Origin of the sequence: Desulfosarcina sp., assembly GCF_046496365.1 — a bacterium.
In the GTDB taxonomy this organism is placed as follows: domain Bacteria; phylum Desulfobacterota; class Desulfobacteria; order Desulfobacterales; family Desulfosarcinaceae; genus Desulfosarcina.
In genome coordinates, this window is record NZ_JAWOHB010000132.1 from 1 (window position 1) to 13,000 (window position 13,000).

Below are 13,000 nucleotides of genomic sequence, written 5' to 3' on the forward strand. Positions count from 1 at the left end.
CGATCTTTCCTTTTTTTGTCATCAATCTGGTGATGGGACTCACCCGCATGCGCCTGCTCACTTTTTTCTGGGTATCACAAATCGGTATGCTGGCTGGAACCATTGTTTATGTCAATGCCGGCAAGGAACTGGCCAAGATCGATTCCTTGTCCGGCATTCTGTCACCGGGGGTTCTTGTATCATTTGCGGCACTCGGCCTTTTCCCAATCATTGTTAAAAAACTGCTGGAGGTTTACAAAAAAAGATTCAAGACGGCTTCGCAGACCCTCGAGAAAAAGATCAAAGAAAGCGGCATCCGGTTCATACTGGCCGCCTTGCTAGTGTTCACGGTATTGATCACTTGGACAGGGGTTGGGAATACGGCATCATTCGACCACTCATATGCAGGCTATAATGCCCTCTTGAAAAGGTTCGTGAATGATGGCCGCGTGGACTATAAAGGTCTGATATCCGATCCCGAGGCGCTCGAGCGATATCTGGAAGACGCCGCTGGTGTTGGCAAATCCCAATTCAATGATTGGGAGGAATCAGAGCAGTTGTCCTTTCTGATCAACCTTTACAACGCGGCCACCTTGAAGCTGATTGTTGACCACTATCCGGTCAAGAGCATCAAAAAAATTGGCAGTCTATTCAAGGGGCCATGGGATCAGCCGGTTGTCAGGCTATTCGGCGAGGCAATCACACTGAACAATCTTGAACACGACATCATTCGCAAACAGTATAGCGAACCACGTATTCACCTGGCTTTGGTTTGTGCCGCCAAGGGCTGTCCCAAGCTGCGCAGCGAAGCCTATATCGCTGAAAAACTGGATGAGCAGCTCGACGACCAATCAAGAGATTACCTATCCAGTCCGGCTGGCCTGCATATCGACCGGGAAAGACAGATTGTCTATTTCTCATCGCTCTTTAAATGGTATGGAGATGATTTTATCGCCGGATATTCACCCGCTTCAGAATTCCCCGGCCTGGACCGAACCGTGCGTGCTGTAGCGAATTTTTCCAGTCGCTATCTTCCTGCATCATACCGCAATTATTTGAAAGCAGGCGGATATTCCGTCAAGTACCTGGATTACGACTGGTCACTAAACGAGTAGGTGGCACAAACAAATCAGACCTTCCCCAACGCATTCATTCATGGGAGTCGAAATATGTCAAAAGCTGATAATGACCAAGCGATTCTGAGTCCGTGGGATACGCACAACCAAAATTTGGTTGCTCTTGTGCATCCCCCGAATTGGGAAAATCCCAAGCCGGCATCGACTTACAACCTGGTGGTCATCGGCGCAGGGACCGCTGGTCTCGTATGTGCGGCAGGGGCGGCCGGCCTGGGAGCCAAAGTCGCCCTGATTGAACGTCACCTGATGGGTGGCGACTGTTTGAACGTCGGCTGCGTTCCGTCCAAGGCCTTGATTCGTGCAGCACGGGCTGCCGCTGCCGTTCGCGATGCCGGAGAATTTGGAGTAATTATCCCTGATGGTGTGAAAATTGATTTTGGCCAAGCCATGGAACGCATGCGCCGACTGCGTGCATCCATTGCCCCTCACGATTCGGTCAAGCGCTTCAGCGACATGGGGATTGATGTGTTTATCGGCGACGGCCGGTTTGTCGACACGCACTCGGTTGAAGTCGCTGGAGAACGCTTGTCTTTCAAAAAAGCAGTCATTGCCACCGGTGCGCGGGCGGCGGCACCTCCCATCGATGGGTTGGATACGGTGAGCTATCTGACCAATGAAAACATTTTTTCCCTGACGGAACTTCCCAAGCGACTGGCCGTCATCGGTGCAGGCCCCATCGGCTGCGAAATGGCTCAGGCATTTGCACGTTTTGGATCGGAAGTGCTGCTGGTGGAAACCGCCCATGGCATCCTGCCCAGGGAAGATGCCGATGCATCCGGCATCGTCCTGGAATCCATGCTCAAGGATGGGGTAAAACTCCTGTGCTGCGGCAAAGCATTGAAACTGGCCAAGGATGCGAACGACAAAATCCGCCTTACTGTCGAATCCCATGGCAAAAATTATGACGAAGTCGTCGACCGATTGCTTGTCGCAGTGGGCCGCGCTCCAAACGTCGAGAATTTGGGATTGGAGGATGCAGACGTCGCCTATACCAGAAAAGGCGTCCAGGTCAATAACCGACTGCAAACGACCAACACCGATATTTACGCGGCCGGCGATATCTGTTCGCCCTACCAGTTTACCCATGCGGCCGACTTCATGGCACGCATCGTCATTCGCAATGCACTCTTTTTCGGTCGGGCCAGCACCGACGACTTGGTCATACCCTGGTGCACCTATACCGAACCTGAAATCGCCCATGTCGGGCTCTACGAGAAACAGGCTCAGGAAAAAGGGATCGAGATCGACACTTTCACGCGGGAGTTGAGCGACGTTGACCGATCGATTCTCGAAGGCCATACCAATGGATTGGTTCGGGTGCATGTGCGTAAAGGTACGGATAAAATTGTCGGTGCTACCATTGTGGCGTCCAACGCCGGCGATATGATCTCGGAGATCAACCTGGCCATGACCCACAAACTGGGTCTCAAGCACATCGCCAACACCATTCATCCCTATCCGACCCAGGCTGAAGCCATCCGGCAAATTGGAGACGCATACAATCGTACAAGGTTGACGCCCCTTGCTAAATCAATTTTTTCGCGATTGATGGCCTGGCGCAGATGATGCCCGGCACCTATGCATTCATGGACAAGAAAGGAATCATATAATGAGCAAACCTTACTACGAACAGCGAGACCTGGAAGATTTTCCAAATATCGGTGAGTATGCCCCGGAGCCTGGCACCAAATTTTTTGAATACTACACGACAGCCACCAGCGCCGGAAAATTGACCGAAAGGGAAAAAGCGCTGATCGCACTGGCCGTGGCCACTGTCAGACACTGCCCCTATTGCATTGACGCCTATACGAACAAATGCCTCTCACTGGGTGTGGGCAACGACGAAATGATGGAGGCGGTTCATGTGGGAGCGGCGATGGTGGCCGGCGACACCTTGGCCCATGCCACCCAGATGCGCAAGATCATCAAGAAAAAGGAGATGTAAGATGATTCAGCCAGCACCACGAGCCAGTTCCACGGATGAATTCATCAAGCGCTTGATCGACTGTGGCGTTTTTCCGCTCCAGGCTTCCGGCATCGAAATTCTCCAGATGAACATCACGCGGCAATGCAACCTGACTTGTAAACATTGCCATGTCCAGGCCGGTCCCCAGCGCAAAGAGGCGATGAGCCGGGAAACGATTATCGAGTGTATCAAGGTGGCCAGTCGGCCTGAAATTACCACCATCGACATTACCGGTGGCGCACCGGAAATGCATCCGGATCTCGAGTGGTTGATCGGCGAACTCGCCTCTTTAAACAAACGTCTGATCGTACGCAGCAACCTGGTCGTCATGCTTGAACCGGCCTACCGGCATTACATGGACGTTTTTGCCGCCAACAACGTCGAACTGGTCGGCTCCTTGCCCGACTACAATGCCCAAAAGGCCGATCGCCAGCGCGGTGCGGGGACATTCGAATTGGTCATAGAGGCCATCAGAGCGTTAAACCTAAGATCCTTTGGTGTGCCTGGCAGCGGCCTGGCGCTGCATCTCGTGCACAATCCGGTAGGCGCATTCCTGCCGGGACCCCAACACGCACTGGAGGCGGAATACCGTCGCGTCCTGCGTGATAAGCACAACCTTGAATTCAACACATTGTTCTGTCTGGTCAACAGCCCCATCGGCCGTTATCGCGATTACTTGAAGCGCAGCGAAAATCTATCGGATTACATGCGTACCTTGCAATGCGCCTTCAATCCGCAAAACCTGGACAGTATTATGTGCCGCACGACAATTTCGGTGGGATGGGATGGACGCTTGTATGACTGCGATTTTAACCAGATGCTCAATCTACCGGTCAACAGCGGTTCACCCAACCACATCGAAAAGTTTGATTTTGACCGGCTGGCCAAACGCGAAATCGTTGTCCGCAGTCACTGTTTTTCCTGTACGGCGGGAGCCGGTTCATCCTGCCAGGGTGCGTTAGCCCCATGAAACGTCAGGATATTATCCGAAGATCACAAGGCGCATGAGATAGATGACATCAAGAATCGAGGAACGATCTGATATTCAACTATACAAATAAGGTAATCCATCGATTAACGGATTAACCTAACGAGGTTGATATGAAAAATAAACCAAATTGCACACTGAAGGCTTTAGTGATCGTTTTCATATACGTGCTTTTTATTGCATCCCCTGCAGCTTCGTCGGTAGTAAAAGATGGGGGTAAGATTTACATCGTGGACCGGACGGGAGAGCGATGGGACATTACCCAGGCTGTTTCCATTGGGTATGATCCCAACAATTTTGAATTTGGAATCGGTCGTGATGCATTCCAAACCCTGGATGAGCGTCATTGGACGACCAAAACTGGAGCAGCTAATCCCGCCATGCGCGTTATCGGTGTTGCCGAAAATGGGGATGCCCATGCATATTCGGTGGGGAAACTGCGCCACCACGAAACCGCCAACACGACCCTGGGGTCCCGAGCCATTGTCGCCGGGTACTGACCGTTGGTCGATCTGGCGGCTGTGTACAACCGTGAAATAGATGGGAACACCATCACGATCACCCCTTCGGGATGGACCTACAAAAGAACGTTTGTACTGGTTGATAAAGAGACGGGAACGCTCTGGTACCCCAAAAAGGGTGGGCTGATGGGAATTCAGGGGCACTATTTCAAACGATGGCTTCCCGAATTGAAATCCTCCGACACAAAATGGTCAAATTGGAAGAAAACGCACCCCACTTCCAAGCTAATGAGATGATTCATAATACCAACCAAGGACAACAGAAAGGACACCATCATGGCAAGATTACCGATAATTACCCATGAAAAAGCGGATCAAGATACAAAAAACACCTATGACGCCATTGCATCGAAATTTGGCATGGTACCGAACATCTTTAAAGGCATGGCCAACAGTGCAGTAACCTTGAACGCCTACTTGAAGCTTGACGAAATGATCACCGGAGGAAACTTCTCTACCCTTGAGCAAGATATTGTAAGGATCGTGGTCAGCCAGGCCAACGGTTGTGATTATTGTATTGCCGCTCATACCATGGGCCTGTCCTCAAAAGGAATGGATACCAACGAGATCCTCAATATCCGTAAAGGCGCCGCCTCGGATGCCAAGCACAAAGCGCTGGCAGACTTCACCTTAAAGGTACTTGAAACAAAAGGTTTCGTGAGCGACGATGATCTTGAATCGTTTAAGAAAGCTGGATTCACCGATACGCATGCAGCTGAGGTTACCGTTATCATCGCTCAAAAGACGTTATCGAATTTCTTTAATCATATTAACGATACGGATCTTGATTTGCCGGCCGCACCGACCGTCTAAAGATTCCAAACCAACAATCCCAGATGACTAATGGGTACCGCCAAGCTTGATGGAATCGTAAAAAGTCGAAATCTCAGATTTATTGTCATCTCCGCGGAGGCGGAGATCCATAAGTTTCAAATAGTTATAGCCTCCCACCTCCACGGGAGCGACACATCAGGAACTTTTTACGAGGCCATCAAGCTTCTTGCTTATGAAAGTTCAAAAACCCATTCAATGCTATTAAAAGATGACCTTTTCAATCGTCTTGGTGGAATTTCACTTACGTTGCTCGATCTTACCTTTAGAGCTGCATTTACCGCTTTAACGAGTATATTCGTATTTTCTAAAAGTTGGGTATAAGGTAGCTGCTTCAGATTCTCTCTATCCGTATGCGAAAATTTGCCACCACCAACAGGGATTTTTTCTTCTTGTAGCGATAATCGCGCTTGTCATGACTTTGCGAACGGTCATGATACGCTTCACACTCCCGGGGTGGAGACGGCTGCGCCGCCGAACGCTCAATGAGCTTGTCCAGCTCCCCGCGGTCCAACCAGACGCCCGGGCATTCGGGACAATAGCCGACCTCGATGCATGGACGGTCGGCCATCACTGGACTGACCTATATGGTCGGCAGGTAGCGCTATCACATTGTTATATAAGAAAATTAGCGCCCACTACATCACGTGGTTTGCTCTATCCATATTTTCAGATTGGTGACAATCACAATATGTGGGCATTCCATATGTATCATCATAAGATCAGGTATTAGCTATCTGCCCTTACCTTCCCCAGAAGTAATATTTTTGTGTCTCCATTTGTTTTGAAACTTGCAAAAAGAAGATATGGGGCGAGAACCATTATCCCACCAAAGAATCCCAACACACCCAATGCAAGCCCTCCAAGAGTGAAATGGTGGCGCCAAGCGAGCCACAGGCCCGAAAGAATTAGAAAGCACATAAAGTCCAGATTAAACTGTCCGGGCCAGGTCATTGCTGCCATATCGCCAAAGAAAATCGGCAGCAGATTCCAACCATGGTTGAAAATCACAATACCCGTGTAACCGATGATACCTGTGGTGAGAATGCCCAGCAGAATTTGAAATGCACCCATCGTTTTTCTCCCTTCAAAATAGTTTGAATTCAATTTCTGGTTATAGTAATCGTTTTAGGTAAGGAAGCCCACCAGTGAGGATCCAATTGATTTTCAAACTGAAAATAATCTTCCGATAATGAGTTTGACCTTGGAAAAAGATTTAATGAAGGCAAGCTTTTTCACCACGATCTCAACGCTTGGAACACCTCTTGATTTAACAACCCAAGAACTCCGAATTGAGTCTCTTTTTCCAGTGGGTGAAAAAAACAACAAATGTTTCCTCTTGAAATTTAGATGAAAGCAGACAAAATACTGGGATGGTGGCGTTTGACGAGAAACTTGGTACAGCTCCTACATATGCCAACCGGCCTAAATTTTGAAAAACACAAAACTGGCAAAAAAATAACGAGGCAAACAAAATCCATTAAAAAATGATAATGAACCAATAGGAGGAGCGGTAATGGACGAAAAGCTGCGTATCATGACGGAAAACCCTCTTAATGCGGAAACACCTATCGAAAGGCTGCGCACTTGGATTACAGACAACAAAGTTTTTTTCAAGCGCAATCAGGGGATGTTTCCTGAGAGTCCGGTTGATCTGGACAACTGGTCATTAACTGTTGATGGCTTGGTAGGTGAAGAACTTGAATTAAAATTTGCCGATATCCTTGGGATGCCGAAGGTAGAGATGGCGAATACCTTGGAGTGTTCCGGCAACAGTCGCTCGCTTCTACCCAAAAAAGCTTCTGGGAATCCGTGGACCATTGGTGGTGTTGGTAATGCTATATGGGGTGGGATCTGGCTAAAAACTTTATTGAATAAGGCGGGAATCAGGCCGAATGCTAAACATGTCTGTTTTGAAGGATTTGATATTCCCAAAGGAAAAACGCAAATTAAATTTATCCGAAGCATACCGGTTGAAAAAGCCCTGGATTCAACTCTTCTTGCATATGAAATGAATGGAGACCCGCTGCCGCTTGAACATGGATTCCCCTTGCGTGCGCTCGCTTTAGGATGGACGGGTGCCAACTGTGTAAAATGGTTAACTAAGATTACTTTAATTCGTGCACCAGTGGAAGGCTTTTTCATGGATAAAGTTTATCGAATTTTCCAGAAGGGTGAAGAAGCCGCGTCCGGAAAGGTTGTTACAAACATAAAAATCAAATCAATTATTACCCAGCCGTTGAGTCATGAACAGGTTCCTGCGGGGATGACGCCAATACGGGGTGCTGCTTATGCTGGTGAAGACGGAGTAAAGCAGGTGGAGGTTTCCATTGACAATGGGCAGACATGGAATCCTGCAAAGTTAATCGGACTTGAAGCACCGTATGCCTGGCGGCACTGGGAGTATCTGTGGGATACCAAACAGAAAGGGGCTGTTACCATCTTGTCAAGGGCAGCCAGCACAAGCGGGGAACGGCAGCCCGATACGGCAACCTGGAATGTTCTCGGCTATTGTAATAATGGCATACAGGAACATGGTGTTACGATTCAGGTTGTATAGATCGAGATTGATGATTATATCCGCTGCCATGAACAATGGAATATTTCCTTCCTCGGAGTTGCGCGCGACGATGAGACAGGAGCCTGAAGCTGCACTAAGAGCGACCTGACAATGATGAATTGGCCTGGATCGCATAGGGCCCAGCTGACGGTCGGACTTCTGCAACCGGTTGACCGCCCTCCACCCGCGCCTTGAGCCCTCCTTCCAGAAAAACCGCCTCAACGCTCTCTCTGCGCAGCCTTTCGGTCAGGGACTGGTTGACTGAACCGCCCTTGACGCAATTGATTACCGTGTGGCTCTCGGCAGGCAACTCTTTGACCCAGGCGTCGAGTTTCTCCGGATCGCGGTACACGGCACCGGAGATGCATCGCGGGTCGGCCTCGGCATCCGCTTTGCGGCGGACGTCCAGAAGGATCATCGGATCGGGGCCAGACAGGCGTTGGTTCAATTCGTTGATTCCGATTGAATGTGTCACGATAGGTCCCCTGTTCTTTTATTAAAGGGTCAATCTCCAAATCACGCCTGCCGCAGCGCCCACAGGTACCAGATAGTGGACGGGAATATGAAATTTCTGCAGCAGCAATAGCGAGATCCCAGCGGATGCCAGTGCAAAAAGATCGATACCGCCGTTGGGTATTATCACCTTATGCCCGAACCAGACCGCCAGGTTGAGCACCACACCCACCACGGCAGCGGTGACGCCGGTGAGGGCGGCCTGGAGGCGCTGGTTGCCGGCCATGGCCTCGATGAACGGCGCACCGGAGAGGATGAAGAAAAAGCAGGGCAGAAAGGTCACATAGGTGGTGATCAGGGCACCGAGGATTCCCGCTGTTAAAGGATGGAGTCCTCCGGGGAGGTTCCAGGCCGCCAGGAACCCCGCGTACTGGGTCACCATGATCAGCGGTCCGGGGGTGGATTCAGCCAGACCGAGGCCGATCAGCATCTGCTGGGTGGAGAGCCATCCACTGGACACGGCAACGCCGGTGATATAGCTCAGCACGGCGTAAGCACCGCCGAAGGTGACGAAGGCGGCCTTTGTAAAAAACAGGCCAAGTTGTGTCAGTGTGTCGTCCTGCCCGCGCCAAGCCCAGATGCCGCCGACCGGCACCGCCCACAAGACGAAGCAGACCAGAAAGACCCGGATGACATGGATGAGCGACGGCCGACGCCGCTTACCGCTGTCGGGTTCACCCTCGATGCGGCATTCATGGGTTTGCTCGTCGAAGCTGCCCTTGCAAAAAATCTGTGGCAACCGTCGCTGCAGGAGCAAACCGCCGAGTGCGGCTGCGGCCACGATATAGGGGAATGGGATGTTTAGGAAAAAAATGGAGATGAAGGCCAAGGCGGCAAATACGTAGAGCACATAATGCTTCAACGCCTTTTTGCCGATGCGCAGCACCGCTTCGATGACAACGGCCACCACCACCGGCTGGATGCCGTAGAAGGCGGCGGCCACCGCCGGGATGTCGATGTGCGCCACGGCCAGGTAGCTGAGCAGCAGCATCACGAAGATGGAGGGAATCACGAACAGGGAACCGGCGGCGATCCCTCCCCATGTGCCATGCAGCCGCCAACCGATGTAGATAGCCAGTTGCTGGGCCTCGGGTCCGGGCAGCAGCATGCAGAAATTGAGTGCCCGCAGAAACGGGTTTTCACCGATCCATTGGCGGCGTTCCACCACTTCTTGATGCATGATGGCGATCTGACCGGCCGGACCGCCGAAACTGATAAATCCCAACTTTGTCCAGAACTTAAGGGCTTCTTTGAATGAAACCGTCGGTGAGGGAATTGGCTTGGGTGGCGTCGCCATGCATCCTCCTTGGTATCGACCGATATTGAATATCTGTGCGTTTATGCTTTTCCTTTTTCCGACAAGGACCGGCGCTCATCGTCCGCAAGCACCTGGGCATGTTTCACGAAAATCCTTTTCCGATTCTCCGAGTGATGTGGATTGTTTTCATTGTGATGGGTCATGGTAGACCTTCTTCTCGTATGCGGGCCCCTGAATATCTCGGCCGAAAATCGCAAACCCAACGGTGCCGATAATCCCGAAAACGAATGCCGTTAGCAGGTTCGTCTGCGGGCTGATTTGCCATAAAAACGCTCCGCCCAAAGCAGCGAAGGCGACGAAAACATCCCGGATCAGATAATAGAGCCCAAACATCCCGGCCTTGCAGCCCTCCGGGGAAAGGTCCATGATCAGGGACTTGCGTGTGGGCTCACCGAACTCCTTGAGCCCCCGCAGGATAAACGCCACGAGCAGCCATTCGAAAGAGCGACTGAAAAGCAACACCAGGGGAAACAGGGTAAAAAAAACAAAGGTGGCGAGCACAAAGGGTTTCTTGGTACTGCGGTCGGCCAAGTAGGCCACCGGGATGTATACCAGCACTGCCGTAGCCATTTCGATTGTGGTCAGCCAACCGAACTGCAGGGCCGATACCGGAGCCGCGATCACCTTCATGCTCCAGACGACCACGAAAGCATAGGGGATCTGTTCGCAGAACCGGATGAGAATATCGGTGACCAGCAAGCCCTTCATGGCCGGATTCATCAGCCGAAACAGTTTCAACGGATTCTTCTCCGGCGTCAGGCTGCAGGCATCGCCTGAAGACCGCGCATCCGGTGTATCGTCTTCGATCATTCGCTGCTGCAGGAGCAGCGCCACGATAGACATGATCAGGGCCACGCCGAAGGCGAACCGGACACCGTCACGCTCGCCCCATATGCCGATAAACAGCCCGCCGAGCAGGGGGCCAAGCGCCATGGGGATGCGGCGTACCAGCGAATGCATGGTTACGCCCATGGTGCGCTTATTGGTGGGCAGGACTTTGTACATCAGACTCATGGTGGCCGGCAGCGATATGGCCGACCAAGAAATAAAAAGCACTGATCCGACCAGCACCGCCTGCCAGGCCGGGACCAGGATCACCAGGGAAAACCCGACCATGGCCACCAGGTTGAAGATCAACAACGACTTCTTCGTGCCCAGACGATCGGACAGGTAACCTCCGGGAAAGGAGTAGAGGGCCGAAAGCAGGTTGTCCATGGCCTGAAGAAGACCGATGGCCAGCACACCACTTCCCAGGGCCAGCATATAAATTGGCAGAAAACGCTCGGCCATGCGCTCGCCCATGCCCACCAATACCACCATCGCCAGAACGCCGACGGTGCTGCGCTGCAGGGCGAGAAAACCGGAGATCCTGGCGGTGCTGCCCGTTATGCGTTCACGGAGTGCCATGGTGGGTTTCCTTTATTCGTCCCTGGCCGAAGCGAGTTGGCACCAGGCATAAAGTGCGTCGTAGACCTCGAACTGCCTCTCGATGTTTTCTCCCTGGAACATATCGAACCTCAAATCTCCTGAATTAGGCGTATCTGTGTTGGCTTTAACGGATTTAAAAACAGCTGCCTTATCCACGTAGCGTCGGATCAGCCAACCGCAGGCGATGCGGTCCACAAAAAGGTTTTTGCGTGTAACCCAGATTTTTCCTTTCAGGCTATCAAGCTTGACGGTGCCGTAAAAAGTCCAATATCTGCGTTACGCTTCATCCCTCGTCACTGCGGCGTACGTTAAGTACGCCGCATTCCTCGGGATTCGCAAGCCTTGATCCTGGGTCTAGAGGGCCGCTTTGATGGCCTTTCTGCTGGCGTTGATCAGTTCTCCGATGATCGGATCGATCCTGCGGTCGGCGCCATAGCGGCCGACCGCAGGTGTTGATCGATATTATCGAATCCGTGTATTGCCAGCCGTCAGCATGGCGTTTAGGGTATCTGCGGGGAATTTGGCTTTGCTCAACAGAATCATGGCCGCGATGATATATGGTTTGTAACTCGCTTCCATATACATGGGCTTGCGATAGCGGTCGAACACGCTGGCCGCGACCTCGCCTTCCTTACAACTCACACCGGTAATGTCGGCGGGCAGGCAGTGCATGTACAGGGCGCTACCCTGGTGGGTCTTGGCCATCAAGGATTCGGTGCACTCCCAATCCTTGAAATTGGCATTTTGTCCCAGCAGCTCTTTTTCCAGGGTTTTGATGCCGTCAAAGTCACCCTCGCCATAAAGGTTGGTGCGCTTTTCCATGGCGGAAAAGGGTGCCCAGCTTTTGGGGTAGACAACATGCGCGTCGGTGAACGCTTCGGCCATGGAATTGGTCTTTGAAAACTTTCCTCCGCCTTTGGCTGCATTTACCTCGGCGACCGCTTCGACTTCTGGCATCACTTCGTAACCTTCCGGGCTTGCCAGAGTGACTTCCATGCCGAAACGGGTCATGAGTCCAATCACACCTTGGGGAACGGAAAGGGGCTTGCCATAAGAAGGACTGTAGGCCCAGCTCATGGCCAGTTTTTTGCCCTTGAGATTGTCCGCACCGCCGAAGTGATGAATCAGATGCAGCATATCGGCCATGGACTGGGTTGGGTGGTCGATGTCGCACTGCAGGTTGACCAGGGAGGGGCGCTGTTCAAGAACCCCTTCCAGGTATCCCTGTTGCACCGCTTCGGAAACTTCACGCATGTAGGTGTTGCCTTTGCCGATGTACATATCATCCCGAATACCGATGACATCGGCCATAAATGATACCATATTGGCCGTCTCGCGCACGGTCTCACCGTGGGCTACCTGGGATTTGCCTTCATCCAGGTCCTGAACCTCAAGTCCCAGCAGATTGCATGCACTGGAAAAACTGAAGCGTGTGCGTGTGGACTGGTCACGAAACAAGGAAATTCCTAAACCGCTGTCAAACAGCCGGCAGGAGACGTTCTGCGCTCGAAGGCCCCGCAGAATATCGGCCACGAGAAATGTAGCCTGGATTTCCTGATCGCTCTTCTCCCAGGTAAGCAGAAAGTCGTTCAGATACATGGCCTGGTAATCCAGTTGGGATAGTTCGCGTATGAGGTTCTTAATTTTTAAGGTGTCCATCTAATTTCCTCCTTTTGCTTATACATTAAAAATATTGATCCGTAGGTGGGTCTGAACAAAACGAAACCCATCATTTTAACGCTGGTGTCCCTTTTTAGATT

General features: G+C 51.6%; 14 protein-coding genes and 1 pseudogene. 8 read left to right on the plus strand and 7 right to left on the minus strand.

Annotated elements, in window-relative coordinates; genetic code table 11:
* The 7 genes from R6V78_RS11955 to R6V78_RS11985 all read left to right on the plus strand — a co-directional run.
* Positions 1-1,094 (plus strand): DUF547 domain-containing protein (locus R6V78_RS11955; protein ID WP_410289588.1); only part of this gene is annotated, 1,094 nt, incomplete at its 5' end.
* Positions 1,095-1,148: 54 nt separating this feature from the next.
* Positions 1,149-2,681 carry a mercuric reductase gene (locus R6V78_RS11960; RefSeq protein ID WP_410289589.1) on the plus strand — a complete coding sequence of 511 codons (1,533 nt, stop codon included), beginning with the start codon at positions 1,149-1,151 and terminating at the stop codon, positions 2,679-2,681.
* A gap of 43 nt (positions 2,682-2,724) precedes the next feature.
* The gene (locus tag R6V78_RS11965; RefSeq protein ID WP_410289590.1) at positions 2,725-3,060 is read left to right on the plus strand and encodes an arsenosugar biosynthesis-associated peroxidase-like protein; all 336 of its coding nucleotides are present in this window, start codon (positions 2,725-2,727) and stop codon (positions 3,058-3,060) included.
* A gap of 1 nt (position 3,061) precedes the next feature.
* On the plus strand, positions 3,062-4,051 hold the full coding sequence (gene arsS, locus R6V78_RS11970; RefSeq protein WP_410289591.1) for an arsenosugar biosynthesis radical SAM (seleno)protein ArsS: 990 nt from the start codon (positions 3,062-3,064) through the stop codon (positions 4,049-4,051).
* Between the two features lie 131 nt (positions 4,052-4,182).
* Positions 4,183-4,569, plus strand: a complete 387-nt coding sequence (locus R6V78_RS11975) for a hypothetical protein (RefSeq protein WP_410289592.1) — start codon at positions 4,183-4,185, stop codon at positions 4,567-4,569.
* 3 nt (positions 4,570-4,572) lie between these two features.
* On the plus strand, positions 4,573-4,827 hold the full coding sequence (locus tag R6V78_RS11980) for a DUF3179 domain-containing (seleno)protein (RefSeq protein ID WP_410289593.1): 255 nt from the start codon (positions 4,573-4,575) through the stop codon (positions 4,825-4,827).
* A gap of 39 nt (positions 4,828-4,866) precedes the next feature.
* Positions 4,867-5,403 carry a carboxymuconolactone decarboxylase family protein gene (locus R6V78_RS11985; RefSeq protein ID WP_410289594.1) on the plus strand — a complete coding sequence of 179 codons (537 nt, stop codon included), beginning with the start codon at positions 4,867-4,869 and terminating at the stop codon, positions 5,401-5,403.
* 352 nt (positions 5,404-5,755) lie between these two features.
* Here the strand turns inward: R6V78_RS11985 and R6V78_RS11990 are convergent, their stop codons facing one another.
* On the minus strand, positions 5,756-5,992 hold the full coding sequence (locus R6V78_RS11990; RefSeq protein ID WP_410289595.1) for a zf-TFIIB domain-containing protein: 237 nt from the start codon (positions 5,990-5,992) through the stop codon (positions 5,756-5,758).
* A 158-nt stretch (positions 5,993-6,150) separates the two neighbouring features.
* A complete protein-coding gene (locus tag R6V78_RS11995; protein ID WP_410289596.1) occupies positions 6,151-6,495 on the minus strand; it encodes a hypothetical protein in 345 nt (114 codons plus the stop codon).
* A 442-nt stretch (positions 6,496-6,937) separates the two neighbouring features.
* Here R6V78_RS11995 and R6V78_RS12000 point away from each other — a divergent pair, with 442 nt between their 5' ends.
* A complete protein-coding gene (locus R6V78_RS12000; protein ID WP_410289597.1) occupies positions 6,938-7,981 on the plus strand; it encodes a sulfite oxidase in 1,044 nt (347 codons plus the stop codon).
* A gap of 94 nt (positions 7,982-8,075) precedes the next feature.
* Here R6V78_RS12000 and R6V78_RS12005 read toward each other — a convergent pair whose 3' ends face one another.
* The 5 genes and pseudogenes from R6V78_RS12005 to ygeW all read right to left on the minus strand — a co-directional run bounded on the left by R6V78_RS12005 (position 8,076) and on the right by ygeW (position 12,899).
* Positions 8,076-8,456 (minus strand): rhodanese-like domain-containing protein, encoded by a 381-nt coding sequence (locus tag R6V78_RS12005; RefSeq protein WP_410289598.1) that lies wholly within the window; start codon positions 8,454-8,456, stop codon positions 8,076-8,078.
* Between the two features lie 21 nt (positions 8,457-8,477).
* On the minus strand, positions 8,478-9,791 hold the full coding sequence (gene chrA, locus R6V78_RS12010) for a chromate efflux transporter (protein WP_410289599.1): 1,314 nt from the start codon (positions 9,789-9,791) through the stop codon (positions 8,478-8,480).
* Between the two features lie 147 nt (positions 9,792-9,938).
* Positions 9,939-11,219 carry an MFS transporter gene (locus R6V78_RS12015; protein ID WP_410289600.1) on the minus strand — a complete coding sequence of 427 codons (1,281 nt, stop codon included), beginning with the start codon at positions 11,217-11,219 and terminating at the stop codon, positions 9,939-9,941.
* Positions 11,220-11,321: 102 nt separating this feature from the next.
* A pseudogene (locus R6V78_RS12020) lies at positions 11,322-11,474 on the minus strand (chromate resistance protein ChrB domain-containing protein); the annotation flags it as partial.
* Between the two features lie 228 nt (positions 11,475-11,702).
* Positions 11,703-12,899, minus strand: a complete 1,197-nt coding sequence (ygeW, locus tag R6V78_RS12025; RefSeq protein ID WP_410289601.1) for a knotted carbamoyltransferase YgeW — start codon at positions 12,897-12,899, stop codon at positions 11,703-11,705.
* Positions 12,900-13,000 lie beyond the last annotated feature (101 nt).